The following is a 26,523-nucleotide window of genomic DNA, read 5'->3' as shown; positions in this document are numbered from 1 at the left end:
ACTGGCCGCGCTCATAGGCGACTTGAGCGACAACGGACAGGGGACTACGGACAGGGGACTACGGACAGGGGACAACGGGCAGGGGACAACGGACAGGGACCGTCACACCGTCAGTTCCGTGTGGCGCCTCACGACTCCGTGTTCCGTGTTCCGTGAAGGGCGAAGCCGACCGAATCGGCCCGCAGGCGCTGCGCATCCCCCGCGAGAGCTACCCCGACCGTCCCTGCGCGGGTGATTCGCGGATTCCGGCGGATTTCTAGCGTGGTCGTCAGGTCGGTCGCCGTCGGAGTGGCCGTCGCCGCAGGGAGGTCACGATGAGCACGCCGTCCGCCGCACACGACGACGCAGGGTCCCGCCCGGACGAGGACGATGGCGACCGGGGCGACCGGGGCGACCGGGGCGACCGGGGCGACCGGGGCGGCCGTCTCGGCCGGATCGTCCGTGCTCCGCTCGGCTGGATGCTGACGGGCCTGGTGGGTGTCGGCCTGGTCTCGGGGCTGACCGCGACCGGCCCCGGTCCGGTGCCGGTGCTGGGCGCGGTCGCGGCGGTCGCCGTGTACTGGGTGGTGATGCGCCGGGTCGCGGGACGCTCCACCCCGGAGATCGCCCGGCAGGGGGCCGGCCGGGAGGCGCTGCGCGGCGGTGCGGTCGGCCTGGGCTTCGTCCTCGTTTCCGCGCTCCTGATCACGATGTTCGGGGGCTACTCGTTCTCCTGGGCGGGCAACGGCTTCTTCTCCGTCGTCTGGTCCGCCGCGATGGTGCAGGCCGGCGCCGCGGTCACCGAGGAGTTGATGTTCCGCGGTGTCGCCCTCCAGGCTCTGGAACAGCGGTGGGGCAGCCGGGCCGCCATCGTGATCACCGGTCTGTTCTTCGGCGTCGCCCACCTGGGTGCTCCGGGAGCCAGTGCGTGGAGCGCGCTCGCCATCGCCCTGGAGGCCGGTGTGATGCTCGGCGTCGCGTTCCTGTGGCGGCGTAGCATCTGGTTCGTCGCGGGCCTGCACTTCGTCTGGAACACCGCCGAGCAACTGCTCGGCATCCCGGTCTCCGGACAGACTCCCAAGGGCCTGTTCACGGTCGACACCCACGGCTCCGCCCTGCTCAGCGGCGGCACCTTCGGTCTGGAGGCATCGATCGTGCCCGTCCTCATCGGTGTGCTGCTCACCGTCCGGATGTTCGTCCTCGCCGCCCGGAGCGGCGGTCTGCGGCCCCGGCGTCCCGTCCAGCGCTGACGCGGACCGCCTCACGGGACACCCGGCTGATCGGAGGAAGAGGCAAGCGATGTTGCGTCAGGACCTTTTGCGGACACCGCGGTTGCGGGTACCGCTCGACCGGTGGAAGGAGCAGGACGCCTTCCTCAAGGATGGTGTCCTCGCCCTGGTGCTCACCCTGCTGGCCTTCGTGCCGACCCTGTCGGCCATCGGGGCGCAGATCGGCGATCTGCCCGAGCGGCCGGCGAACGCGCTGGGCCTCGGACTGATCCTGGCTCAGACCCTGCCCCTGGCGGCCCGCCGCCGCCGGCCCGCGGGCTGTCTGGTTGTCGTCGCCGCCGCGTTCGCCGTGCACCAGGCGCTGGGTTTCGCGACGACGTTCGGCAGCATGGGGCTGTATCTGGCGCTGTACTCGGCCGGAGCCCACCAGGTCCGCTTCCGTTCGGGTCTGGCGGGTGTGGCGAGTGCGGGGTATGCGGTGCTGGCCGTCGTCCTGCACCGGCTCGGCTCCCCGCAGGACCCGACGGACTATCTCGCCTTCTATCTGGTGCTGGCCGGGGTCCGGCTGGTGGGGAGCGGTGTGCGCAAGCGGCGCGGCGAGGAGGCGGAACGGCGGCGGCTGGCCGCCGAGTTGGCCACGGCCGCCGAGCGGGCGCGGATCGCCCGGGAGCTGCACGACGTGGTCACCCACCATGTGACGGCCATGGTGGTGCAGGCGGACGCGGCACAGTTCCTGATCACGTCCGCGCCGGAACGGGCCACTACGGGAATGGCCTCCGTCAGCGACACCGGCCGCCGGGCCCTGACGGAACTCCGTTATCTGCTGGGGGTGTTGGAGGCGACCGGCGAGTCCACGGCCTCCAGGTCCACGGCCTCCAGGTCTACGGCCTCCAGGTCCGCGACCGACGGCGCCGCCCGTGAGGGCTCCTCGCCCGGGGGCCGGGGACCCGCTCTCGGCCGGGTGGGAGACCTCGTCGAGCAGGCCCGCAGATCGGGTCAGCCGGTGGAGTTCAGCGAGCGGGGCGAGCGGCGGCCCCGGAGCGTGGATGTGGAACTGGCCGCGTACCGGGTCGTACAGGAGTCGCTCACCAACGCGATGAAGTACGCGACCGGGCAGCCGACACGGGTCCTGGTCCGGCACGGCGAGGAGCGCGTCGAGATCGGGGTGACCACCGAAGGACCCGTCCCCGTCACCACCCCGACGGCCGTGCCGGTCACCCGCGAGCCGGGCCCCGAGGGCGGACGAGGCCTGGCCGGGCTGCGGGTCCGAGTGCGGATGCTCGATGGTGAACTGGAGGCCGGACCCCGGCCCGGGGGCGGGTTCGAGGTCCGTGCCACGATTCCGTCCCAGCCCCAGCCTCAACCTCAGCCCCAACCTCAGTCCCAGCCTCAGCCCCAGCCTCAACCTCAGTCCCAGCCTCAGCCCCAACCTCAGTCCCAGTCCCAGTCCCAGCCCGATCCCGATCCCGATCCCGAGCCCGTTCAGGAGTGACCCCGTGAGTGACGCGCCGCCACCGATCCGTGTGCTCGTCTGCGACGACCAGGAACTGGTGCGGACCGGCTACGTCACCATCTTCTCGGCCCAGCCCGACATGGAGGTGGTCGGCGAGGCGGAGAACGGGCACGCGGCGGTGGAAGCCGCGCGGCGGCTGCGCCCCGACGTGGTCGTGATGGACATCCGGATGCCCCTCCTCGACGGCATCCAGGCGACCCGGCAACTGGCCGGCCCCGGCGCCGGAGAACCGCCGAAGGTGCTGGTAGTCACCACGTTCAACGTCGACGCCCATGTCTACGACGCGCTGCGCGCCGGAGCCAGCGGGTTCCTCCTCAAGGACGCGCCGCCCGCGGAGCTGGTGAACGGCATCCGGACCGTCGCCCGGGGCGAGGCCCTGCTGGCGCCCGCCGTCACCCGCCACCTCATCGGCCACTACGCCGAGCACCTGCGCCCGGCCGAGTCCTCCCGGCCGGCCAGAGAGGACGTCGTACGCGCGCTGACGCCCCGCGAACTGGAGGTGCTCCGGCAGCTGGCCGAGGGGTTGTCGAACGCGGAGATAGCGGCGGAGCTGTACATCACCCCCGAGACGGTCAAGACCTACGTCTCGCGGATCCTGGCCAAGCTCGCCCTGCGCGACCGGGTCCAGGCGGTCGTCCTCGCCTACCGGGTCGGACTGGCGTCCGGCACACCGTGAACCGGCGGCCCTGACAGACACCCCATCCGCACCCGCGAGGCACAGCCACCGGCACCGGCTCAGTACGGATCCACCGGTTGATGTGCGGCTGTGGGTCCGACGGCGCCGACGGGCAGGTTGCTCATCGCGGCCCGCGCGGTACAGGGCGTGGGCGGCGGCGGCATGATCGTGCTGACCTTCGCCCTCGTCGGCGACGTCGTCGCCCCCGCCCAACGCGGCCGCTACCAGGGCATGTTCGGCTCCGTCTACGGTGTCGCCAGCATCGTCGGCCCCCTGCTCGACGGGTGACAGAGGGTGACGGTCATTTATCAGATGGTGACGGTCTTGTATTCGAGGTAGGTGTCCAGACCGGCGAAGCCGTACTCGCGGCCCAGTCCGCCGGCCTTGAAGCCGCCGAACGGGCCGTCGAAGCCGATCGGGGCGCCGTTGACCGTGACGGTGCCGGTGCCGGTGCGGATGCGGATGCGGCGGGCGACGGCCAGGGCGTGCTGCTCGTCGGCGGACCAGACGCCGCCGGACAGGCCGTACTCGGAGTCGTTGGCGATGCGCACGGCGTCGTCCTCGTCGTCGTAGGCGATGACGACCAGCACCGGGCCGAAGATCTCCTCCTGGGCGATCCGCATCGAGTTGTCGACGTCGGCGAAGACGGTCGGGGTGACGTAGTGGCCCCGCTCCAGGCCGGCCGGCACCTGCGGGCCTCCGGTGACCAGGCGTGCGCCCTCCTTGATGCCGGTCTCGATGTAGTCGCGCACCCGTTGTTGCTGGTCGCGGCGGACCATCGGGCCGATGAAGGTGTCCGGGTCGCGCGGGTCGCCGACCTTCAGTGATTCGACGCCCTGCTGTACGGCGGCTACGACCTCCTCGTAGCGGCTGCGCGGGGCGAGGATGCGGGTCTGGGCGATGCACGCCTCGCCGTTGTTGAGCAGGCAGGAGAAGGCCAGGCCGGCGGTGAACCTCGCGAGGTCGGCGTCGGGCAGGACGACGGCGGCGGACTTGCCGCCGAGCTCCAGGCTGACGCGCTTGAGCTGTTGGCCGGCGATGGAGGCGATCCGGCGCCCGGCGCCGGTCGAACCCGTGAACGCGACCTTGTCCACGTCGAGGTGGGACACCAGGTGCTCGCTGGTCTCGCGGTCGGCCGGCAGCACGCTGATCGTGCCCGCGGGCAACCCGCACTCGGCCAGCAGCTCGGCGAGCAGGCCCATGCTCAGGGAGTTCTCCGGGGAGACCTTCAGGACGACCGTGTCGCCGGCCGGCAGCGCCGGAACGATCTTCGCGAGGGAGGCGGAGAACGGCGAGTTCCACGGGATGACGGCGGCCACGACGCCGATCGCCTCGCGGCGCACCACGCTGCGCACGGTGGCCGCGGGGTCGGTGGGAGTCAGGGTCTCCTCCCACGCCAGGTCCTCGGCCGCCTTCAGGTAGGCGCCCGCCTGCCGGGTCAGGCTCGGCTGCCCGGCGCGGGTGAACCAGCCGGCGGAGCCGTTCTCCGCGGTGATCACGGCCGCGATCTCCTCGGCGCGTGCCTCGCGCAGGGAGTTGAGGCGGCGCACTACTGCGATCCGCTCGGCCGGCGGGGTGTTCGGCCAGGTCCCCTCGTCGAAGGCCGCGCGGGCGACGGCCACCGCACGGTCCACGTCGGCCGGCCGGGCCTGGGCGGCGCGCCCGACGAGCGACTCGTCGTGCGGGGACAGGATGTCGAGCAGCTCCGGGTTGCTCGGCTCGGTCCATGTGCCACCGATGAACACCTTGTCGTAGGTGATCATGATCGTCCTCTCGGTCCCGGAGCGACGGGTTCAGTGACGGGCTCAGCAAAGGGTTACTGACCGCCTTCGAGGGACGGACAGCGCCCGGCCGCATCGATCCGTCCGGCAACCTGGTCGAGTAAGACAAGATCGGTTGCAAGACCGCGCTCACCGCGCTCACCGCCCTCACCGCCCTCACCGCGTTGTTCGCGGGCAACTACCGCTACTCTCCAAAGCCTCCAGCCAGCCCACGGGAGGCATGACGGTGTACACCGACCACTACGTGGCCCGAGCGTGGAGCGGCCGGACCCACGCCACCGTCAGGCCCGGCACCGCATGACCCTCCTGGTCGCCGCCGTCATCGTCCATGACAGGGCCGCGGGTCGTGTGGTCCTCATCCAGCGGGGCGAGCACGCCAGGTTCGGGCGCGGGATGTGGGATCTTCCCGTCGGCAAGAACGAACCCGGCGAGCCTGTAACCGCCACCGCCGTACGGGAGTTGTACGAGGAGACCGGGCTCGTCGTGGCGGCGGAGTCGCTGAAGGTCGTTCATGTCGTCCACGCCGCCTCGGGGGTCGAGGCGCCGAGCGGCTACCTCACGGTCGTCTTCGTCACCGACGAGTGGACCGGCGAACCCGAGAACCGCGAGCCCCTCAAACACGCGCAGGTGCGGTGGGTCGATGTCGGCGCCGTTCCTGAGAACTTCGTCCGGGGCAACGCCCAGGCCCTTGACCGCTATCTCGACGGGAGTGAGACACGGGTGGCCTTGCACGGTTGGGCGTAGGTTGACCGGATGTCCACGCCACCAGTGATCCTGCTGCTGTCCGGCAGCCTCCGGGCCGGCTCCTCCAACGAGGCCGTGCTGCGCACCGCGTACGACGTCGCGGCGGACGCCCGGACACACGCCGTCCTGTACGACGGGCTCGCGGAGCTTCCGCATTTCAACCCCGATGACGACACGGACCCGTTGCCGGCGTCCGTGGCCGGGCTGCGGGCGGCGATCGACCGGGCCGCCGGGATTCTGATCTGCAGCCCCGAGTACGCGGGGACCCTGCCGGGCTCGTTCAAGAACCTGTTGGACTGGACGGTCGGCGGTACCGAGATCTGTGACAAGCCGGTGGCCTGGGTCAACTCGGCCGCACCGGGGCGGGGTTCGGGCGCGGAGGCCACGTTGCGGACCGTTCTCGGCTACACCGGCGCCGACATCGTGGAGTCGGCCTGTGTGAAGATCCCGGTGGACCGGGGGCTGCTCGGCGCGGACGGGCTCGTCGCGGACGCGGGCGTACGCCGTCAACTCGTAGAGGTGATACGGCTGTTGGTGGCAACCGGGCGTGACCACCGACCCACCCCATGAGGGAGTGAACCGTGCCGCACACGCTGAACCTGTGGCGCCGACAGCTCGGAAAAGTACCCGAGTCGGTCTGGCGGCGCACCGAACTCCAGGTCCTGATCCTCGCGGACAACGGACTCACGAACCTGCCGCCCGAGATCGGACACCTGCACCGCCTCACCACCCTGGACCTCGGTCACAACCGCCTCACCGCACTGCCCGCCGAACTCGGCGACCTGACCGACCTCGACGGCTTCCTCTACCTGCACGACAACACGTTGGCCGAACTCCCGGACACCCTGGGCAAGTTGACCCGGCTGCGCTATCTCAACGTCGGCGAGAACACGCTCACCGCCCTGCCCGAGGCCGTCGGCCGCATGACCGGCCTGATCGAACTCCGGGCCCAGCACAACCGGCTGACCACCCTGCCCGACAGCATCGGCGGCCTCCGCGACCTGCGCGAACTCTGGCTCCGGGGCAACGAGATCGACGGCCTGCCGACGTCCATGACCGACCTCCACGAACTACGTCACCTGGACCTGCGCGAGAACGCCCTCACCGAACTCCCCCCGGTGCTCGCCGACTTGCCCCTGCTGCGTCAACTCGACCTACGAAGCAATCGCCTCACACTCCTGCCGGAATGGGTGCCGACGATGCCCTCCCTGGAGAAACTGGACCTGCGATGGAACGCCTGCGAGCCTTCGGCGGCGCTGTTGACCGCGCTGGAGCGGCGGGGGTGCGTCGTCCTCTTGTGAGGCGAGGGTTGCCGCTTGTCCCTCAGCTTCGGATGTCCGCGGCCGTGAGCCCTCCGGGTGCGAAGACGGCGGCGGCGATGCGGAGTTGGGCCGGTAGCGCCGACCACAGCTCTTCCATGAGGTCGCCGGGGGTGTGGGCGCCGATGTGGATCTCCGTGAACGGGGCGCCGGTGGCGATCTGTTGCCCGTCGGAGCGGTAAGTCGTCATGAGGACGCCGTCGCCGGGTGCCGGGTCGCCGATGTGCAGGGTGAGTCGGTCGGCGGCCGTGCGCTTCCCGCTGCTGCGCCGCGCGGCGCCGAACCAGGCCCGGCCCGTCTCGTGGTTGTCCGTGATCACGGTCAGGCGGGGAGTGAAGATCGGTGGGTCGGGTTCGTAGTCCAGGCCGTCCAGGGCGAGAGCCGGGGGCTGCCCCGAGGCGAGTCGGCCGGCCACGGTGGAGACCTGTTCGCCGTTGCCGAAGACCAGCCGGTCCTGGCTCTGGCGAGCGGCGACGTAGTGCCGGAGGCGGTCGTGGTCCCGGGTGTCGGAGGGGGCGACGATCAGTTCGCCGGCAGGGGTGCGGTGCAGGGTGCGGGCCTGGGACGCGGGGCTTCGGCCGGTGAGGAAGTAGGCGCCGAGCGTGGAGCCGTCGCCGGTTCTGCACCACAGCACCCCGCGGCCGGGGTAGGGGTTGGCGGTCAGCGCGTCGTTCAGTGAGTCCATGGCGTCAGCATGCAGGTCCGGCCGAGAACGATCCATCGGCACGAACCGCGACCAGCAGGTCGGGCAGATCGTGCTCGACGGACCCCTCACCTCCTGACGGAGCCGGAGACGCGCGGCCTCAGTACTCCGTCCCCCGCCCCTCCAAATACCCCTTCAAAAACGCATACTTGCCCGCACTGTCCGCCGCCGCCAGCGGAGCGAAGTGGTCGCCCAGTTCCATCGACTCCGGCTTCGATGTGCGCAGGGCCGGCCACGTCGGGAGGCCCGGCCCGTTCGGGTTTCCCGTGGCGGCGAAGTTCGTGACGTACGACGACGTGCGGTCGGCGATCGTGTGGTCCGCTGCTGTCCACGGGCGGTCCGTGCCGTAGAGGTTGCCGAAGAAGTAGTACTTCTCGGCGCCGTGGTACGCGCCGGCGCCGTTCGCCGGTTCGATCGGGTTGGTGGTGTCCTGGCCCGGGGGGACGTGGGTCCACCAGTAGGCGTGGACGGGGCTGCGGTTGGCGGCCGTGGTTCTGAACTGGGTGCCCCAGAGGAAGGTGGAGACGCGTTCCTCGTCGCGGGCGTAGTTGTTGTACTGGGCGGCCGCCTCCGCGTCCGTCGTCGCGGGGTAGAGGGCGAGGAAGTCGGCCGCCTGGTCCCCGAACGTCGTCGCCGCGTATGTCTCGTACGCCGCGACCGTCATCGTCAGCGTCGGGGAGGCGCCGTTCTCGTCCTTGTTGTTGCCGGTGAGGACCGGGATGTCGTACTCGGTGCGGGACTTCATCGCGGCCGTGTAGGTCCGCGGCAGGACATGGCCGTCCAGTACGTTGCCGAAGCTCGTGCCCGCCGCCGGGGCGCCCTGCGCGTACACCTTCGTCACGATCTCGTCGGCCGGCAGGGCGCGCAGCTCCGGCAGTGAGGTCGCGCCCATGTACGTCGCGAATGCCGTGCCGTTCGCCTCCGCCAACTGCGCGTAGCCGCCCGCCACATGCCCCAGTGCCGGGTCCTTCGTGTACTGCACGCCTGCCGAGAGTAGCGCGCGGTGGAACAGGCCGCGCGCGAGCTTCGAGATCATCAGGATGTTCACGAACGACGAGCCGTGCGACCAGCCCGCCAGTGTCACCCGCTCCGGATCACCCCCGAACGCGGCGATGTTGTGGCGGATCCACCGCAGCGCGGCCACCGTGTCCAGCACACCCCAGTTGCCGGAACCGCCGTGCCCGCCCTCCGAACTCAGCGCCGGATGCGCGAGGTTGCCGAAAGCGCCCACCCGGTGGTTGTACGTCACCACGACCGCGCCCTTGGCCGCCAGGTTCGCCCCGTCGTACACCGGCTGCGAGGCCCACATGGCGCTGTTGCGGCCGCCGTAGATCCAGACGAAGACCGGGCGGAGGTCCCGGGAGGACGGTGAACTTCCCGCGCCTGTCCAGATGTTGAGGTTCAGGCAGTCCTCGCTCAGTGGGGGGATCTTGTCGGCGGCGATGCCCGTGACCGGCTGGGGGCAGGCGGCGCCCCAGGTGTCGGCCCTGCGGATGCCCTGCCAGGACGGTGCTGGTCGGGGGGCTCGCCAGCGGTTCTCGCCCGCTGTGGAGGCGGCGTAGGGGATGCCCTTGTAGACGGTGACGCCGGGGAGGGCCGCGGGGGCGCCCGTGACCAGGCCGGACCGGGTTCTGATCGGTGTGTGCGAGGTGGTGGGGGTGGCTGATGCGGGGGTCTGGGGCAGGGTGCCGAGGAGCGTCGTGCCGGCCGTGACGCCTGCGGTGCGGCCGAGGAAGGCGCGGCGGCCGACACCATGGGGAGAGGGGGAGGGGTTCACTGGGGCTCCCGATCGATCGCTTGAGGACGAGTCGTCGCCTCATGCTGGGCCGGGGCGCGGGGAGGGACCAGAGCGTTTTCGTTACTCACAGTGTCCACGGGTGCAACTTAGGTTGCAGGGCCGTGGGTTGACACCGGGTGGCACCCTCTACAGCGCCGACCTGATGGCGTGCAGCACCGCGTCCGCCATCCCCCGCTCCCCCCGAGCGTTCGGATGCACCGGCGCCGCCGGGCTGTCCGGGGCCAGCGGCTCTATCCAGCGGGTGGTCTTCGCCGTGCAGGCGTTGTGGGCGGCGGACGGGGCGTACGTGTCGACGTAGGCTGCCCCAGCCTCCGAACTCCGTTGCCGGAGCATGGTGTTGAGCTGCTGCTCCTTCTCGCGGAGGAAGGTCACGTCGCCGGGTGCGAGGGACATGTCCCGGCCGCAGTCGGCGCTGTCGGCCGGCAGGATCGCCGGGTACGAGACGACGTAGATCCGGGCTTCGGGGGCGCGGCGCCTGACCTCGTTCAGGACCCGGGTGAGGCGGGCGCCCGCCGTGGTGATCTTCTTGGCCACCGCGTCGGAGTCGCCCTTGACGTAGTTGCGCTCGCAGGGCGCGTCCTCGGTGAAGTACTTGCCGCTGCCTGTCATTTCGTACAGCGCGCCCATCGCGACGCACCGTTTGATCATCGAGCTGAAGCCGATGTCGTTGCCGCCGATGCCGAGGGTGATCAGGCGAGTCGTGGACGAAATCGCCCTGAGTTGGGGTGGGTTGGTGCCGCTGTCGGTGTGCTGGGTTGTCGTGAGGTCCGTGGTCGTCGCGCCGCTGCAGCTCATGTCGCGGAAGTCGCTTGCCTTCAGGCCGAGTTCGGCGGCCACCAGCGACGGGTAGTTGCCGGCGGAGCGGTCGCAGCCGGCCGGGGTGCCGGTCGGATCGGTGATGCCGGGGCCGGCGGTGTAGGAGTCGCCGAGTGCCACGTACGGGCCCTTCGACGGGGCGGAGGAGGAGTAGGTGACACCGGTGTGGTCGGCGTCGCCGTCCCGGGTGACCAGGACCACGGTGAGCAGCGTGCCGCAGGCGAGGAGCCCGGCCACCCCGGCCTGCATGGAGGTTTTCATCGAAGTGCCCTCTCTGGTGGGCGAGTCGGTGGCTTGGTGGGGTGTGGACGTCCGCGGGCCCGGCGACGGGCGGGGGGAGTGCCCCGTCGCCGGGCCCGGGACTTGTGCCGGTCCCCGTCCCCACGAGATCCGGCACCGCGAGGCCGCCTCCGCTCTCGGCGGCCCCGGTCTGTTGGGTCCCTAGGGGACCGGGGTGAGGTGGACGGTCGGCGGGTCGGTCACCGGTGCCGGGACCTTGCGGCTCAGGGCCTCGCCCTCGACGTCCATGCGGGGGAGGACACGGTCGAGCCAACGGGGCAGGTACCAGGCCTTGTTGCCGAGCAGGGAGAGGACGGCCGGCACGATCGCCATCCGGACCACGAACGCGTCGAACAGGACCGCGATGGCCAGCCCGAAGCCGATCATCTTGATCATCGATGCGCCCGCGCCGATAAAGCCCGAGAACACCGCCATCATGATCAGCGCGGCGGCCACGACCACCCGGGCGCTGTGCCGGAACCCGGAGACGATCGCCTGACCGGGCCCGTCCCCGTGGACGTACGCCTCGCGCATCCGGGAGACCAGGAACACCTCGTAGTCCATGGCCAGTCCGAAGACGATGCCCACCAGGAAGATCGGCATCAGGCTCATGATCGGGCCGGTCTGGTCCACGCCCAACAGCGAGGCCCCGTGGCCTTGTTGGAAGACCGCGACCACCGCGCCGAGCGCCGCGAGGACCGAGAGCAGAAAGCCGAGGGCCGCCTTCAGCGGGACCAGGAGCGAGCGGAAGACGAGGAGCAGCAGGACGATCGCCAGGCCCACCACCAGGGCCAGATACGGGATCAGCGCGTCCTGGACCTTCTGTGCCACGTCGATGTTCAGCGCGGTGGTGCCAGTGACCTCGAAGCTCGCGCCGGAGGACTTCGACTCGATGCCCGAGCGTTCGTCGCGGATCGTCTGGACGAGCTGCTTGGTCTTCTCGTCGGTGGGGCTGGTGGACGGGGTCGCGGAGAACACCGCGGTGTCGCCTGCCGAGTTGAAGCGGGCCGGTGAGACGGAGACCACTCCGTCGGTGGCCGCGATCTCTTTCGAGACCGTCGCTACGGCGCTCTTCGCGTCGGTGGCTCCCTTGGCGTCCACGACGATGGTCAGGGGGCCGTTGAAGCCGGGGCCGAAGCCCTTCGCGAGGTCGTCGTAGGCGCGGCGTTCGGTGGTGGAGGTGGACTTGGCCTCGTCGCCCGGCATGCCGAGCTGGAGGTTCAGGGCGGGGAGGGCCATCGCGCCGAGGCCGACGACGCCGAGCAACAGGACGGGGATCGGGCGGCGGACGACGAGCCGGGCCCAGCGGCTGCCGCCGTTGTTCTCCGTGCTCCGCTTCCCGCGCCGGGTGCCCTTGCGGACCCCTCGCGACAGGACCTTGTTCGGCCAGAAGCCGAGGAGCGCCGGGACGAGGGTGAGAGAGATCAGGACCGACAGGAGGACCGCGCCGGCCGCCGCCAGGCCCATCTTGGTCAGCATCGGGATGCCGACCACGGACAGACCGGCCAGGGCGATGACCACGGTCAGCCCGGCGAACACCACCGCCGAACCAGCCGTACCGGCCGCGAGTCCGGCCGCCTCCCTCGGTGCGTGGCCCTTCGCCCGTTCCTCGCGGTAGCGCGATACGACGAAGAGCGCGTAGTCGATACCGCAGGCGAGGCCGAGCATCGTGGCGAGGGTGCCGGTGGTCTCGGAGAGGCCGAAGGCGCTGCCCAGGGCGAGGATCGCGGACATGCTGATGCCGACACCGAGGATCGCGGTGAGCAGCGGCAGACCGGCGGCGGCCAGCGAACCGAAGGTGATCAGGAGGACCAGGGCCGCTATCGCGATGCCGATCGCCTCGGCGCTGCCGCCGGCGGCGGGCTGGGTGGCGAGCGCGTCACCCCCGACCTCGACGGTCAGACCCGCGTCCCTGGCCGTGTCGATGGCCCGTTCCAGATGGGTCTTGGCGGTGTCGGTGAGGTCGTCGGCCTTCACCTTGAAGGTGACGGTGGAGTACGCCGTCGTCGCGTTCGTGCTCACCGCCTTCGCGGTGAACGGGTCGACGGTGGAGGCGACTTGGGAACCGTCGGCCGCCTCCGTCACCAGCTTCTCGATCGCCGCCCTGTTCTCGGTCGCGGTGACCTTCTCGCCGTTCGGGGCGACGAAGACGATCCGGGCGCTCGCGCCGTCCGCCGCCGTGCCGGGGAAGCGCTGCTCCAGCAGGTCGAAGGCCTTCTGCGACTCGATGCCGGGCATCGTGAAGCCGTCGTCCGGGGCGGCGGGGGCCTTGGTGGCGGCGAATCCGACGGCGCCGAGGACCGCCACCCACAGGAAGGTGACGAACCAGCGCCACCGGAAGGCCACGCGGCCCAAGTGATAAAGGAGAGTAGCCATGGCTGGGGAAGGCCTCCACGTCGGCGGTCGGTCGAGATCCGGATCAAGTGCGTGATCGTGGTCTCAAGCCTTCCGCCGGCCGCTCTCCGGCACGAGGGAGTGCTCTCCCGAATGGATGGTGTAGCCCGCTACACCATGGCCGCCCGGCCCGGCCCCTGTTCAGCCCACGTTCAGCCCACGTTCAGCTCTGTCAACTGGCCCAGCGGGAGCGTGTGGTGGGTCTGGAGGACCTTCGCGCGTAGATAGCGGACGTTGTGCGGGGTGGTGAACACACCGGTCGGCACCCGGTCGTGCACGTCGATGCCGAGACCGCGCAACTGGTCCGCTTTGTCAGGGTTGTTGGAGAGCAGGTCCAGGGACGTGATCCCGAGGGCGGTGAGCATCTGCGCGGCGGCCGTGTAGTCACGGGCGTCCTCGGGCAGGCCCAGCGCGGTGTTCGCGGCGTAGGTGTCGAGGCCCTGGTCCTGGAGGGCGTACGCGTCGAGCTTGTTGTAGAGGCCGATGCCCCGGCCCTCCTGGCGCAGATAGAGCAGGACACCGCCGCGCTCGGCTATGCGCTCGACGGCCTCGCGCAACTGGGGTCCGCAGTCGCAGCGGGCCGACCCGAAGACATCGCCGGTCAGGCACTCGGAGTGCAGCCGGACCAGCGGGGTGGTGCCGGGGGCGGGGTCGCCGAGGACGACCGCGAGATGTTCCTGGCCGTCGGTCAGGCCGTGGAAGGTGACGAGTTCGGCGTCGACGCCGTAGCCGTCCTGGAAGCGCAGCGGTACCCGGACGCGGGCACGCGGGGTGGCGGCGGGGAAGTCGGGCATGCGGGTCTCCGTGGTCAGGCGGCAGATATCGGGATGTGCTTCAGTTTTGAAGCACATCCACGATCACGGACACTACCTCATGCTTGAAATTTGAAGCAACAGCTTTGTGGGACGGGTCACGAAGAGGGGACGCGAAGCCGGCCTACGAACACGAAGGTGTGGAGCGGCGGCGCCACGGAACGTCCTCCGGTGTCTCCAGCGCCCGCCCGATCCGGGTGCTGATCTCCTCCAGCTGGCCCACCTGCTCCGGGGTGAGATGGTCGAAGATCGCCGCGCGGACGGTCTCGACATGGCCCGGCGCCGTACGCTCCAGGACGTCCATCCCCGCGTCGGTCAGGATCGCGGTGCTGCCCCGCTTGTCCGACGGGCACCCCTCACGCCGTACGAGACCGTCCTTCTCCAGCCGGGTCACGGCGTACGTCAGCCGGCTCCGGGTGATCTTCGACTTCTCGGCGAGGTCGGTCATCCGCAGCCGCCGGTCCGGTACGTCGGAGAGGTTGGCGAGGATGGAGTAGTACAGGTGGGGCATGCCGGCCTCCTGCTGGAGCTGCCGGTCGATCGCGTCCTCCAGGAGGTGCGTCGCGGCGATGTACGCGCGCCAGGCGCGCTGCTCCTCGGCGGTGAGCCAGCGGGTCGTCATGCCCCCAGTGTAGGTTTGTTTCAAACTTGAACCAAGCCCCACTGTTCCACCAAGCTCCGCCGATCCACCGAGCCCCGCCCGCCTCCAGAGAGAGCGCGTCGATGTCCTTCCCGTACGTCCTGCTGTCCGCCGCCGTCTCCCTCGACGGCTACCTCGACGACACCGGCCCCGACCGGCTGCTCCTCTCCGGCCCGGCCGACTTCGACCGGGTCGACGAGGTCCGGGCGTCCGTGGACGCGATCCTCATCGGCGCCGGCACCATCCGCGCGGACAACCCCCGCCTGCTCGTCAACTCCCCGGCCCGCCGAGCCGCCCGCACCGCCGCGGGCAAGCCGGAATACCCCCTCAAGGTCACGGTCAGCGGCTCCGGCGACCTTGACCCGAGCGCCAACTTCTGGCACACGGGAGGCGACAAACTCGTCTTCACGACGGACAAGGGCGCGGAGCGGGCCCGTCAACTCGGCCTCGCCGCAGACGTGTTCGCCCTGGGCCCCGAACTCGACTGGCGGCGGCTTCTTGAACACCTGCACGCTGTAAGGGGAGTTGACCGTCTGATGGTCGAGGGCGGCGGCACGATCCACACCCAACTGCTCCAGCAGGGCCTGGCCGACGAACTCCAACTCGTCGTGTCCCCCCTCTTCGTGGGCACCCCGGACGCCCCGCGCCTCTTCGGCCCGGGCACGTACCAGGCAGGCCGTCTCCGCCTCCTCGAAACCCGCCCCATCGAGGACGTCGTCCTCATCCGCTACGCACCCACCGCCCCCGGCACCGGCGACCTCCCCGCCGCCGCCGACCACCACTGGCTCGCCCTCGCCTGCGACCTGGCCGCCGACTGCCCGCCCTCGGAGACGGCGTTCAGCGTCGGCGCGGTGGTGGTGGCCGAGGACGGCACGGAACTCGCCCGGGGCCACTCCCGCGAGGCCGGCGACCCGGTGGTCCACGCGGAGGAGGCGGCCCTGGCCAAGCTCGACCCGGCCGACCCCCGCCTCCCCACCGCCACGGTCTACACCAGCCTCGAACCCTGCACCCACCGCGCCTCCCGCCCCAAGCCCTGCGCCCGCCTGATCCTCGACGCGGGCGTACGCCGGGTGGTGACCGCCTGGCGCGAGCCGGACACGTTCGTGGCTCACGCGGACGGGAGCGGTGCGCTGGCCGCGCAGGGGGTCTCCGTGGTCGTACTCCCGGAGTACGAGGAGCGGGCGAAGGCGCCGAACGGGCATCTGCTCGGTTGATCCACACCCTGTGGACGCACGACCGGCCCATCAGATCCTGCGCACCACCGCTCACCGGGTCACGCTCGCACTGAACCGGTGCGGACAAGGCGGAGGTAGGACATGAGGGCAGTCGCGGTGCTGGGCGCGACCGTGGTCGTAGGGCTTCTCGCCTCGTGCGGGGCGGCGGACACCGGTACCCGGACCATGGCGCGGGCCCTGCCCGCCGACGCGGCGTTCACGCACCCCGGAGTCCTGGTCAGCAAGGGGCAGTTGGACGCCGTACGGCAGAACGTGGCCGCCGGGAAGCAGCCCTGGCTGAAGGCGTACTTCGGGATGCGGGACAGCAAGTACGGGTCGTACAAGTACACGGCGAAGCCGGTCGCGGACGTCGACTGCCCCTGGAACGGCAAGGCCGCGCACGGGTGCGTCGAGGAGCGCGAGGACGCGATCGCGGCGTACACGCAGGCCCTGCTGTTCAGCATCACCGGGAAGCAGCACCACGCGCTCAAGGCGCGGGAGATCATGGACGACTGGTCGGCGAAGATGAAGGAGCACACCTCCGACGACGCCGGGCTGCAGACCGCGTGGGCCGGTTCGACCTGGGCGCGGGCGGCGGAGATCGTGCGGTACGCGCCGGGTGCCGGGTGGCCGGCTGACCGGGTCGAGCGGTTCGGGACGATGCTGCGTACCGCCTACGAGCCGGAAGTCACCAAGAACCTTCCCGACTACAACGGCAACTGGGACCTCGCGATGACCGACGCGGCGATCGGCATCGCCGTCTTCCTCGACGACCACAAGGCCTTCGACGCCGCCGTCAAGCGCTTCCGCGACCGCGTGCCCGCTTACTTCTACCTGGCCAAGGACGGCAAGGTGCCGCTCGCCCCGGTCGGGTCGAAGCTCACCACCCCGCAGAAGCTGACGACGTACTGGTTCAAGCAGACCACCTTCAAGGACGGCGTCGCCCAGGAGACCTGCCGCAACTTCAAGCACGTCGGCTACTCGCTCGCGGCCTCCGCCCACATCGCCGAGACCGCCTGGCACCAGGGCGTCGACCTCTACGACGGGGTCAAGGACCGGCTCAAGGCGGCCCTCGACCTGCACGCCCGCTACCAGCTCGGCGAGCCCGCGCCCGCCTGGCTGTGCGGCGGCAAGGTCGACCGGAACATGGGGCCCGACCTGGAGGTCGCCCTCAACCACCTGGAGGGCCGGCTCGGCGAGAAGGTGCCCGCCGCGCACAAGCTCGCCGAGCAGAGCAGGCCGGCCGGCAGCGACGACCTCTTCGTCTCCTGGGAGACCCTCACGCACGCCGGGAACACCGCCGACTGAAACCCGTGTGACTTCGGACCCCGCGGATGGCGTATAGTTGCAATCACAACGGCGCGGGGTGGAGCAGCTCGGTAGCTCGCTGGGCTCATAACCCAGAGGTCGCAGGTTCAAATCCTGTCCCCGCTACTAAGGCCAAGGGCCGGAATCCAGAAATGGATTCCGGCCCTTGGTGTTTCTGCCCGCTGTCCTCCCTGGTGTTTCTCCCGCCCCGATTGGCCCGCCCCGCTCGCCGCCCTCCCGCCACCGGGAAAAACTGGACGCGTGGAGGAGGGTCCGTACGTGCGAGCCGGTGGGCGCCTCCTCGGCGATCCCGTGCCCGACCCGGGCCTCGGTCCCGTCCTCGACGAGGGACGCCGGATCCCGAACCCCCGCACCCTCGCCTTCGTCCGCCGCCTGCCCCCGCTGCTGCTGGTCGTCGGCGCCTGCTACGACTACTTCACCCCGCAGAACTTCACGGCGGCCCCGTTCTTCACCGCCGCCCCGCTCGTCGCCGCCCCGCTCTACTCGCGGCGCGGCACCGTGCTCACCGGCCTGGCCGCCTTCCTCGTCGGTCTCGTGGTCCACCTCAGGCTCGGCATCGTCTTCCACATGGACGCGGTCACCGAGGCGGCCACTGTGGCGACGGTCGCCGTCCTCGCGGTCCTGATCAACCTCCTGGTCCGCCGCAGCAGCGAACAGCTCGCCTCCGCGCGCGAGATCGCCGAGGCCGCCCAGCGGGCCGTACTGCCCGAACCGGCCGAGCGGATCGGCGGGTTCGCGATCGCGGCACGATACGAGGCGGCGCAGGAGGGCGCGTTCATCGGCGGCGACCTGTACGCGGTGCAGGACACCCCGCACGGCGTGCGGCTGGTCGTCGGCGACGTGCGCGGCAAGGGCATGGGCGCGGTCGCCGCCGTGGCCGTGGTGATCGGTGCGTTCCGGGAGGCCGCCGAGCAGGAGGCCACCCTGGAGGCGGTCGCCGAGCGGCTGGAGCGGGCGCTGACGCGCGAGGGCACCCGGCGGGACGGGCTCGACGCGTTCGAGGGGTTCACCACGGCCGTCCTCGCCGAACTCCCGCACGGCGACGGCGTCGTACGGATCGTCGACCGCGGGCACCCGCCGCCGCTGCTCCTGCACGAGGACGGCACCGTGGGCACGTTGCTCGTCAAGGAGCCCGCACTGCCCCTGGGAATGGGCGAGTTGGGGGTCTGGCCGGACCGCGCCGAGGAGTTCGCGTTCCCGGGCGGGGCCACGCTGCTGGTGTACACCGACGGGCTGTCCGAGGCGCGCGACGCCCGCGGTGTCTTCTACGACCCCGGCGAGCGGCTGGCCGGCCGGACCTTCCGCAGCCCCGAGGCGCTGCTCGACATCCTCGCCAAGGAGGTGCGCCGCTACTCCGGGGGCTGGATGACGGACGACATGGCGATGATCGCCGTACGCCATCCATGACCGTTGTCACGGGTGGTGATCGGCCGACCGCCCTCCGCATAACAACTGACATCCCGTCAATACCTGTGGGAATTCTGAGACTTGGCCAACTCGCCCGTTTTTCGCCGGTGGTGGGCCGTTCGTCCAGCAAGGAAAGGTTAATGATCAAGCGGAACGGCTTGGAAAGGGATGCCTGTGTCTATTAACGTTCGATAACGCAGCGCGGTCGTCCCAGCCGTCACAAGAGACAGCTCCGCGCGCACGCGCCGAATCCCGCAAGGGAACCGGGGAACCATCCCTTGGGGTGAATCGCTCGTCGACAGCCGTGGCAACACGGCAGGTTGACGCGCGTAGGAGACCTTCCTGCTCCGAACCCGTCAGCTAACCCGGTAGGCGAGAAGGAAGGAAAGGAGCACGCCCACGTGGCGTCCAACCAGGCTGCCCCTGAAGCCCCTGTCGTCTACGGCGGTTACCGCCCCGACGAGGGCCCCTGGGAGGAGTGGAATCCCAGCGCGGAGTCCGTCCTTCCCAACCGCGGCAAGCACCGTGTCGCCAAGCAGCGTGGTGGCGGAGGATTCGCCCGCAGCTCCACCGTCCTGGGCGTCGGTGTCATAGCCGCCGTCAGCGCCGGCGGTATGGCCAGCGCCAACACCGGCAAGCCGCCGGTCTCCATCTCCATTCCGGACCTGCCCTCCGTGGGCCATCTGCTGGACGACTCCTCCAGCACCCCCAAGGGCTCCGCGACCGCGCTCAGCAGCGTCGGCGTGACCACCACCGAGGCCGCCAAGGGCGCCCCGGACGCGGGTGAGCTGCTGCGCAACCGGATCATGGAGCAGGCCGAGCTCCAGCAGCTCCAGGTCGACGGCAAGTCGAAGGCCGCCGCCGAGGCCGCCGTCGCCAAGCAGGTCGACGCGGCTGCCGCCAAGGCCGAGAAGGACGCCGCGAAGAAGGCCGCCGACGCGAAGAAGGCCGCGGAGGCCGCCGCCAAGAAGAAGGCCGAGGCCGTGAAGCTCGCCGCGCTGGCGAAGCAGTACACGCTTCCGGTCGTCTCGTACACGATCACCGGCACCTTCGGCCAGGCCGGCTCGATGTGGTCCTCCGGCTACCACACCGGACTCGACTTCGCCGCGCCCACCGGCACGCTGATCAAGGCCATCCACAGCGGCACGGTCACCGAGGCGGGCTGGGCCGGTTCCTACGGCTACCGCACGATCCTCACCCTCGACGACGGCACCGAGCTGTGGTTCTGCCACCAGTCCTCGATCAACGTCAGCGTCGGGCAGAAGGTCGCCACCGGCGACGTCATCGGCCGCGTGGGCGCCACCGGCAACGTGACCGGGCCGCACCTCCACCTGGAGGTCCACATCAACGGCGCGGCCACCGCGAGCGACCCGGCGCCCTGGCTGCGCAGCAAGGGCCTCAACCCCTGACCCGGCTGTTGGAATATCCGGTTCCGGCCCGGCTGTTGTCGTAGAGCATGACTTCTCTTCGCAAGCTGGGCCGTTCCGATCTGGAGATCTTCCCGCTGAACCTCGGCGGCAACGTCTTCGGCTGGACCGCCGACGAGGCGACCTCCTTCGCCGTGCTGGACGCCTACACCGCCGCGGGCGGCAACTTCGTCGACACCGCCGACTCGTACACGGCGTGGGTCGAGGGCAACAAGGGCGGTGAGTCCGAGACCGTCATCGGCAAGTGGGTCAAGGCCCGCGGCAACCGCTCCGACGTCGTCATCGCCACCAAGGTCAGCCAGCACCCCGAGTACCCGGGCCTGTCCGCCGTCAACATCAAGGCCGCGGCCGACGCCTCGCTGAGCCGCCTGGGCACCGACTACATCGACCTCTACTACCCGCACTTCGACCAGGTCGAGGTGCCGGTCGAGGAGATCGTCGGCGCGCTCGACGAGCTGGTGAAGGCGGGCAAGGTGCGGCACATCGCCGCCTCCAACATCTCCCCGGAGCGCCTTCAGGCGTCCCTCGACTTCTCCGACCGCGAGGGCTTGGCGCGCTATGTCGCGATCCAGCCCCACTACAACCTGGTCTCCCGCGACACCTACGAGGGCGAGCTGCGGGACGTCGCCGAACGCGGCGGCCTCTCCGCCCTGCCGTACTTCTCGCTGGCGGCCGGCTTCCTCACCGGCAAGTACCGCCCCGGTACGACCGTGGACAGCCCGCGGGCGGGTCGCGCGGCGCAGTACCTCGAATCGGAGCGCGGCCGGCGGGTGTTGAGCGCCCTGGACGAGGTCGCCCAGGCCCACGAGGCGCCCGTGGCGACGGTCGCCCTCGCCTGGCTCGCCGCCCAGCCCACGGTCGCGGCCCCGATCGCCTCCGCCCGCACGGTCGACCAGCTCCCCGCGCTGCTGGGCGTGGCCGAACTGGAGCTGACGGACGCGGAGATCGCGAAGCTGACGGACGCCTCTGCCTGAGACCTGAGGGCCGTCAGGACCGGTACGGGTTGTACAGGGAAGTCCCGTACGACCCGTACACCGGCGGCCACGGCGGCACCACCACCGGCACCGGAGGCGCCGTCCGCCGCGCCGCGTAGTCCAGCGCCGGCCGCGCCACCTCCCGGCGCAGCCACAGCTCGTGCAGCAACTCCCTTTCCCGTACGACGAATTCGGCGCCGGTGCGGCCTCGCGCGGCCCGGTGCCGCAGGACCGCCAGGGTGGTCGCGTACGCCTCGTACTGGGCCACCGAGCGGCCCGCCGGGCGGCCGAGGCGGTGGCGGGCGTACTCGCGGGCCAGCCGCCGTGCCTTCATCGAGCCGAGCACGAACGGTTCGGCCGGGGTCAGCCAGCCCGCGTAGACATAGACGGGCAACTCCTCGCGTACGGTGCGCAGTTCGCGCTGCCGGGTCCAGACCGCCAGCCAGGTCAGCAGACCGAACGAGGGGACCATGAAGACGCCGTAGACCTCGAAGAAGCCGTACTGGCCGAAGGTCGAGGAGCCGTTCCACATCGCGTGCATGCCCATCGCGAGGAGCAGGCCGGTCAGGGGGACCAGGACGCGCCGGACGTGGTGGCGGTCCGGGGAGAGCGCGGCGATGCCGAAGCCGATGCCGGTGAGGACGGTGAACAGGGGGTGCGCGAAGGGGGACATGACGATGCGCACGAAGAAGGTCGCCGCGGTGACGGAGGCGAAGCCGCGGTCGCCGGTGAGCTGGTCGGTGCCGAAGGCGGTGCCGAGGTAGAGGATGTTCTCGGTGAACGCGAAGCCGGTGGCGGTGACCCCGGCTATCACCACTCCGTCGACGATCCCGGTGAAGTCCCGTCTGCGGAAGAGAAAGACGAGCAGCACGGCTGCCGCCTTCGCCGATTCCTCGACGATCGGGGCTATGACGGTCGCGCCGAGAGTGTCCGCGCTGGTCGGGTCGGCGGTCGTGGTCGCTATCCATCGGGTCGCGAAACTGTTGGCGACGATCGCGATCAGCGCGGCGGCGCAGGCGCCCCACGCGAAGGAGAAGAGCAGGTTGCGCCAGGGGCCGGGGTCGACGCGGTCCAGCCAGCGGAACGCGGCGACGAGCAGCGGCACGGGCAGTACGGCGAGCCCGAGGCCCACCAAGAAGCCTTCCGTGCCGGTCTGTTGGCGCACGAGCGCGAGGATGACCAGACCGGAGAGCGTGAGCAGGGTGATCAGCGCGCCGTGCCGGACCCAGTTCCGCCGCCACCAGCGCTCGCGCCGCCCGTGCCCGGGCACACCACCGGCGAGGTGGCCGGGGTGCGGGGGGTACGGCGAAAACGTGGCCACGGCATCGACCCTAACGAGGTAAGGGCACGGCCCGCGATGGAGCCTGGCGTCAGCGCTGGTCGTCGTGGGGTACGCGACGGAACAGCAGATCGTTCACGACATGTCCCTTGTCCAGTCCCTGGCCCTCGAAACGGGTCAGCGGCCGGAAGTCCGGACGGGGCGCAAAACCGCCGTCGGGTTGGCTGTTCTCGAAGTCCGGGTGCGCGCCGAGGACTTCGAGCATCTGCTCCGCGTACGGCTCCCAGTCGGTCGCGCAGTGCACGGTGGCCCCCGGCTTGAGCCGGGTCGCGGTGAGGGAGAGGAACTCCTCCTGGATCAGCCGCCGCTTGTGGTGCCGCTTCTTGGGCCAGGGGTCCGGGAAGTAGACGCGCAGCCCGTCGAGCGCGTCCGGGGTGAGCATCTCGCGGAGCAGGATGATGGCGTCCCCGTTGGCGACGCGGATGTTGGACAGGCCGTGGTGTTCGGCGAGGCCGAGGAGGTTGCCCTGGCCCGGGGTGTGCACGTCGGCGGCGAGGATGTTCGTCGCGGGGGCGGCCGCCGCCATCTGCGCGGTGGCCTCGCCCATGCCGAAGCCGATCTCCAGCACGACGGGGTTGTCGTTCCCGAACAGCTCGGTGAGGTCGAGGGTGCGTTGACCGTCGATGTCGAGTCCCCACGTGGGCCACAGGCGTTCCAGGGCGTCGGCCTGGCCTGCCGTGACGCGGCTCCTGCGGGGCTGGAAGCTGCGGATTCGGCGTTCGAAGTGGGAGCCGGCGGGGTCGGGGCGGGGCCCGTCGGGGAAACGGGGTTCGCCCTTGGGTCGGGTTCGCTGTGCGGGCTCGGTGGGGGCGGCGGGGGTGTTGGGGGAGTCAGACACAATGCGGTGATTTTACGGGGCGTGCGCCTGGTCGTCCGCGTGGCTTGTGTTGTCTTGCGGGTGCAGGTGCGTTGGGGCTGGTCGCGCCCGCGCGGCGGAGCCGCAAATGTCACAGCCCCGCGCCCCTAGGGGGTTGCGGTGCCCGGAGTTTTGAGTGGGAGGCGTTTCTCCTCGCCAAGTACAGCCAGTGCCCGTCTGGCCACCTCTCTGCCGATCGGGAGGGAGGCTGTTGCCGCTGGGCTCGGGGCGTTGAGGACGTGGACCGTCCGTGGGCCCTCCTTGATCAGGAAGTCGTCGACCAGGGTGCCGTCCCGGAGGACCGCCTGGGCGCGTACACCGGCTGCCGACGGCGTGAGGTCGTCCGGTGTCACCGCCGGGAGCAGTCGCTGTACGGCTGTCGTAAAGGCGCTCTTGGACACCGACCGGCGCAGCTCCCCCGCTCCGTACCGCCAGTGCTGCCGGGCCATGTGCCACACCCCGGGCCAGGCTGCCGTCGTCGCGAGCTCTCGGGGGCTTACGACGCCCCAGTCGTAGCCCTCGCGGGCCAGGGCGGGTACGGCGTTGGGGCCGAGGTGGACGCTGCCGTCGATGCCGCGGGTGAGGTGGACGCCGAGGAACGGGAAGGCCGGGTCGGGCACCGGATAGACCAGGCCCCGGACCAGTTCGGGTCGCGTCAGGGTGTAGTACTCGCCGCGGAACGGCACGATCCGCATCTCCGGGTCGTCGCCGGTGAGGCGGGCCACCTGGTCGCAGTGCAGGCCGGCGCAGTTGACCAGCACGCGGGCGCGGACGATGTCACCGCCGGTCGCGGTCACCGTGCGGACGGCGACCCCGCGCTCCGGGCGCCGGTCGATGTGGGCGACGCGCGCGCCGTAGCGGATCTCCGAGCCGGAGGCCTCGGCCAGGTGGCGGGCGACCTCGGTGTAGTCGCAGATGCCGGTCGTCGCGACCTGTATGGCCGCGAGGCCGCGCACCTCCGGCTCGTACTCGGCGATCTGCCCGCCGCTCAGCTCCCGCACGGGGATGTTGTTCTCCCGGCCGCGCTGCACGAGCGCGTGCAGGCGCGGCAGTTCGGCCCGCTCCGTGGCGACGATCAGCTTGCCCGTGACGGCATGCGGAACCCCGTACTCCGCACAGAACTTGACCATCTCGGCCGCCCCGCGCACCGCGTACCGCGCCTTGAGCGACCCGGGTTTGTAGTAGATCCCGCTGTGGATCACCCCGCTGTTGCGCCCTGTCTGGTGACGGGCCGGGCCCGCCTCCTTCTCCAGCACGGTGACCCTGGTGCCGGGCGCGGCCCGGCTGATCGCATAGGCGGTCGACAGCCCGACAATCCCGCCCCCGACCACAAGCACGTCACAGTCGTACCCCACCACGTGCACCACCTCCCGCCTCCGATAGTGCACTGCACCACTGACAGTGCCTTCAAACCCCGGGAAGGGCAGCCCCCTAAGGGGGGCGGGGCTGTGTCGACATGCGGCTCCGCCGCGTGGGCGCGACCAGTCACGACGAACCGGTACTCGCAAGTCGACACAAGCCAGGCAAATCCCTAGGCGGGCGCCATCAACAACGGCCGAGCCCTCTCCCGCAGCTCAACCACCCGCGGCTCATCCCCGTACGGCTCCAGCCGGTGCAGAAGATCCTTCACGTACTCGGTGGTCCGGGCAGAAGAGATCCGCCCGGCAACCTCCACCGCCCGCACCCCCTGCTCACACGCCGCATCAAGATTCCCCGACTCCAACTCGGCGACAGCCGAAACAACGAGCCGGAGACCATGCGAGCGCACGAACTCCTCCGTCGGCTTCGACAACGCCTGCTCGGTGAACCGCCGCACCTGACGGGGCGCCTTCAGATCCCGGTAGCACTCGGCGGCGTCGGCGGCGAACCGGTCGTAGCCGTAGAAGCCGAGCCACGACGGATCGTTGTCGCCCTCGCGGGACCGCTCCAGCCACCCCTCCGCAGCCTTGAGCGCCGCGCCCGCCGCCTGCGCGTCCCCCGCCTTCGCGTGGGACCGCGCCTCGACGAGCCGGAAGAAACTCATCGTGCGGGCCGTGGCGAGGCCTCTGTTGCGCTCCAGGGCGGCCTGCGCGAGGTCGACGCCCTCGTCGCCGAAGCCCCGGTAGGTCGCCTGCAACGACATCGACGCCAGGACATAGCCGCCCAGGGGCACGTCCGCCGCCGCGCGGGCAAGGCGCAGCGCCTGGATGTAGTACCGCTGCGCCGCCTCCTGTTGCCCGGTGTCGAAGGCCATCCACCCGGCCAGGCGTGTGAGTTCGGCACTCGCGCCGAACAGCGCCCTGCCGACCTCGTCGGAGTACGAGCCGAGCAGCAGCGGTGCCGCCTCCACCCGCAGACACTCCGGCACCATCGACGAACGCCAGTCACCGCCGCCGTACTTGGAGTCCCAGCGCCTGGCGTCCTCCGCGGCCTCCCGCAGTTTCTGCACATCGCTGTGGCCGACTTTGAGCGGCGTCCCGGAGCTCTCCGCGGAGTTGGCCTCGCGCGCCACCGAACTGTCGGCCGGGGTTATGAGCCACCGTGAGGCGGGCGTTGCGTATGCGCTGACTGCGAACGACCCGGCGAGCGACTGCCAGATGCCCCCGGAGCCGGCCCGGCGGCCGGCGAGGTCGAGTCGGTACAACTCCGTTGCGGAACGCACGGCTTGGCCGACGTCCCGCGGAAAGGCGAGGCCCACTTCCGGTGCGGGATCCGCGTCCGCCAGGCCGATCTCGTGGAGCGGCACAGGGCGGCCGAGCTTCTGGCCGATGGCGGCCGCGATGAGGTGCGGGGCGGCGCCCTGGGGCACCATCCCCTTCGACACCCAGCGCGCCACCGACGTCTTGTCGTAGCGAAGTGTCAACCCGCGTTGAGCGCCAAGATCGTTGACGCGACGCGCGAGTCCTGCGTTGCTGATTCCCGCGAGGGCGAGAACGGTGCCGAGTTTTTCGTTCGGCCCGCGTTGCTCCCTGGACATGCGCCACCCCTCGACACAGACGGCTGCCGTGCTGGCATAACCACCCGGCATTCGTAAACCCAGCGTAGTTCGCCGCATCCCAAGCGTTAAGGGGCATTGTTCCGGATGGCGGGATTGTGGTCCGTACGCGAGTGCGGGGTTTGCACGCAGGGTTGCGACGAGCCCCCGCCGTGTGGCCGTGCGCCTGTGCGTGCGCTCTTCTCCGGCCATCGGGGGAGCGGTTCCATGGATCGTGCGTGGGTCGGCCCGCTGTACTGGATCCAGTGGGCTGGGGGACACCGCCGCCTACATCCCCGCGGGCGGCGGACCGGTCCGGGAGGCGTACTCCGCCTCCCGGA

General features: G+C 70.6%; 22 protein-coding genes, 1 tRNA gene, 1 pseudogene and 1 riboswitch. Of the genes and pseudogenes, 13 read left to right on the top strand and 11 right to left on the bottom strand.

Going from position 1 to position 26,523, the window contains the following annotated elements; all coding sequences use genetic code 11:
- The first annotated feature begins 314 nt into the window (after nt 1–314).
- From ACIRRY_RS15295 to ACIRRY_RS15280, 4 genes and pseudogenes are all read left to right on the top strand, one after another.
- Entirely contained in the window at nt 315–1,229 is a 915-nt protein-coding gene (locus tag ACIRRY_RS15295; RefSeq protein ID WP_403972358.1) for a lysostaphin resistance A-like protein, read from the top strand.
- A 49-nt stretch (nt 1,230–1,278) separates the two neighbouring features.
- Complete coding sequence (locus tag ACIRRY_RS15290; protein WP_403972356.1) at nt 1,279–2,700, top strand: sensor histidine kinase; 1,422 nt, start codon at nt 1,279–1,281, stop codon at nt 2,698–2,700.
- 4 nt (nt 2,701–2,704) lie between these two features.
- On the top strand, nt 2,705–3,397 hold the full coding sequence (locus ACIRRY_RS15285) for a response regulator transcription factor (RefSeq protein WP_019073849.1): 693 nt from the start codon (nt 2,705–2,707) through the stop codon (nt 3,395–3,397).
- A 90-nt stretch (nt 3,398–3,487) separates the two neighbouring features.
- Nucleotides 3,488–3,682 (top strand): annotated as a pseudogene (locus ACIRRY_RS15280) (MFS transporter); the annotation flags it as partial.
- Nucleotides 3,683–3,705: 23 nt separating this feature from the next.
- Here the strand turns inward: ACIRRY_RS15280 and ACIRRY_RS15275 are convergent.
- Nucleotides 3,706–5,160: an aldehyde dehydrogenase gene (locus ACIRRY_RS15275; RefSeq protein WP_403972353.1), complete on the bottom strand. Its 1,455-nt coding sequence runs from the start codon at nt 5,158–5,160 to the stop codon at nt 3,706–3,708.
- A 315-nt stretch (nt 5,161–5,475) separates the two neighbouring features.
- Between ACIRRY_RS15275 and ACIRRY_RS15270 the strand changes: the two genes are divergently transcribed.
- Genes ACIRRY_RS15270 through ACIRRY_RS15260 form a run of 3 tightly spaced genes read left to right on the top strand, consistent with a single transcriptional unit; the run spans nt 5,476 to nt 7,223 of the window.
- A complete protein-coding gene (locus ACIRRY_RS15270; protein WP_403972351.1) occupies nt 5,476–5,922 on the top strand; it encodes an NUDIX domain-containing protein in 447 nt (148 codons plus the stop codon).
- 9 nt (nt 5,923–5,931) lie between these two features.
- Nucleotides 5,932–6,492, top strand: a complete 561-nt coding sequence (locus ACIRRY_RS15265) for an NADPH-dependent FMN reductase (RefSeq protein WP_403972349.1) — start codon at nt 5,932–5,934, stop codon at nt 6,490–6,492.
- Between the two features lie 11 nt (nt 6,493–6,503).
- Nucleotides 6,504–7,223 carry a leucine-rich repeat domain-containing protein gene (locus ACIRRY_RS15260; protein ID WP_403972347.1) on the top strand — a complete coding sequence of 240 codons (720 nt, stop codon included), beginning with the start codon at nt 6,504–6,506 and terminating at the stop codon, nt 7,221–7,223.
- 22 nt (nt 7,224–7,245) lie between these two features.
- Here the strand turns inward: ACIRRY_RS15260 and ACIRRY_RS15255 are convergent, their stop codons facing one another.
- The 6 genes from ACIRRY_RS15255 to ACIRRY_RS15230 form a co-directional block, all read right to left on the bottom strand.
- Entirely contained in the window at nt 7,246–7,926 is a 681-nt protein-coding gene (locus tag ACIRRY_RS15255; RefSeq protein WP_403972345.1) for an IMP cyclohydrolase, read from the bottom strand.
- 118 nt (nt 7,927–8,044) lie between these two features.
- The gene (locus tag ACIRRY_RS15250; RefSeq protein ID WP_403972343.1) at nt 8,045–9,721 is read right to left on the bottom strand and encodes a carboxylesterase/lipase family protein; all 1,677 of its coding nucleotides are present in this window, start codon (nt 9,719–9,721) and stop codon (nt 8,045–8,047) included.
- Between the two features lie 147 nt (nt 9,722–9,868).
- Nucleotides 9,869–10,819, bottom strand: a complete 951-nt coding sequence (locus tag ACIRRY_RS15245; RefSeq protein WP_403972341.1) for an SGNH/GDSL hydrolase family protein — start codon at nt 10,817–10,819, stop codon at nt 9,869–9,871.
- Nucleotides 10,820–10,999: 180 nt separating this feature from the next.
- Nucleotides 11,000–13,213, bottom strand: coding sequence for an MMPL family transporter (locus ACIRRY_RS15240; protein WP_403972339.1), 2,214 nt, complete (start codon nt 13,211–13,213; stop codon nt 11,000–11,002).
- Between the two features lie 170 nt (nt 13,214–13,383).
- Entirely contained in the window at nt 13,384–14,025 is a 642-nt protein-coding gene (ribA, locus tag ACIRRY_RS15235) for a GTP cyclohydrolase II (RefSeq protein ID WP_403972337.1), read from the bottom strand.
- 142 nt (nt 14,026–14,167) lie between these two features.
- A complete protein-coding gene (locus tag ACIRRY_RS15230) occupies nt 14,168–14,665 on the bottom strand; it encodes a MarR family winged helix-turn-helix transcriptional regulator (RefSeq protein WP_403972335.1) in 498 nt (165 codons plus the stop codon).
- Nucleotides 14,666–14,766: 101 nt separating this feature from the next.
- Between ACIRRY_RS15230 and ACIRRY_RS15225 the strand changes: the two genes are divergently transcribed.
- The 6 genes from ACIRRY_RS15225 (at nt 14,767) to ACIRRY_RS15200 (ending at nt 21,034) form a co-directional block, all read left to right on the top strand.
- Nucleotides 14,767–15,897: a dihydrofolate reductase family protein gene (locus tag ACIRRY_RS15225; RefSeq protein WP_403972333.1), complete on the top strand. Its 1,131-nt coding sequence runs from the start codon at nt 14,767–14,769 to the stop codon at nt 15,895–15,897.
- Between the two features lie 102 nt (nt 15,898–15,999).
- On the top strand, nt 16,000–17,205 hold the full coding sequence (locus tag ACIRRY_RS15220) for an alginate lyase family protein (RefSeq protein WP_403972331.1): 1,206 nt from the start codon (nt 16,000–16,002) through the stop codon (nt 17,203–17,205).
- 52 nt (nt 17,206–17,257) lie between these two features.
- Nucleotides 17,258–17,331: transfer RNA gene (locus tag ACIRRY_RS15215), tRNA-Met, on the top strand.
- A 153-nt stretch (nt 17,332–17,484) separates the two neighbouring features.
- A complete protein-coding gene (locus ACIRRY_RS15210; protein ID WP_403972329.1) occupies nt 17,485–18,633 on the top strand; it encodes a PP2C family protein-serine/threonine phosphatase in 1,149 nt (382 codons plus the stop codon).
- A gap of 233 nt (nt 18,634–18,866) precedes the next feature.
- Nucleotides 18,867–19,023: riboswitch (cyclic di-AMP (ydaO/yuaA leader) on the top strand.
- Nucleotides 19,024–19,034: 11 nt separating this feature from the next.
- Nucleotides 19,035–20,042 carry a M23 family metallopeptidase gene (locus ACIRRY_RS15205; protein WP_403972327.1) on the top strand — a complete coding sequence of 336 codons (1,008 nt, stop codon included), beginning with the start codon at nt 19,035–19,037 and terminating at the stop codon, nt 20,040–20,042.
- A gap of 47 nt (nt 20,043–20,089) precedes the next feature.
- Nucleotides 20,090–21,034, top strand: coding sequence for an aldo/keto reductase (locus tag ACIRRY_RS15200; protein WP_403972325.1), 945 nt, complete (start codon nt 20,090–20,092; stop codon nt 21,032–21,034).
- Nucleotides 21,035–21,047: 13 nt separating this feature from the next.
- Here the strand turns inward: ACIRRY_RS15200 and ACIRRY_RS15195 are convergent, their stop codons facing one another.
- From ACIRRY_RS15195 to ACIRRY_RS15180, 4 genes are all read right to left on the bottom strand, one after another.
- Nucleotides 21,048–22,355 carry a PrsW family intramembrane metalloprotease gene (locus ACIRRY_RS15195; RefSeq protein WP_403972323.1) on the bottom strand — a complete coding sequence of 436 codons (1,308 nt, stop codon included), beginning with the start codon at nt 22,353–22,355 and terminating at the stop codon, nt 21,048–21,050.
- A 49-nt stretch (nt 22,356–22,404) separates the two neighbouring features.
- Nucleotides 22,405–23,211 carry a tRNA (guanosine(46)-N7)-methyltransferase TrmB gene (trmB, locus tag ACIRRY_RS15190; RefSeq protein WP_403972321.1) on the bottom strand — a complete coding sequence of 269 codons (807 nt, stop codon included), beginning with the start codon at nt 23,209–23,211 and terminating at the stop codon, nt 22,405–22,407.
- Nucleotides 23,212–23,336: 125 nt separating this feature from the next.
- Nucleotides 23,337–24,617 (bottom strand): L-2-hydroxyglutarate oxidase, encoded by a 1,281-nt coding sequence (lhgO, locus tag ACIRRY_RS15185; protein WP_403972319.1) that lies wholly within the window; start codon nt 24,615–24,617, stop codon nt 23,337–23,339.
- A gap of 143 nt (nt 24,618–24,760) precedes the next feature.
- Nucleotides 24,761–26,185: a hypothetical protein gene (locus tag ACIRRY_RS15180; RefSeq protein ID WP_026151123.1), complete on the bottom strand. Its 1,425-nt coding sequence runs from the start codon at nt 26,183–26,185 to the stop codon at nt 24,761–24,763.
- Nucleotides 26,186–26,523: the final 338 nt, after the last annotated feature.

The organism is Streptomyces sp. NPDC101776, assembly GCF_044766845.1.
GTDB lineage: Bacteria > Actinomycetota > Actinomycetes > Streptomycetales > Streptomycetaceae > Streptomyces.
This window is presented reverse-complemented; position numbering and strand designations above follow the sequence as displayed.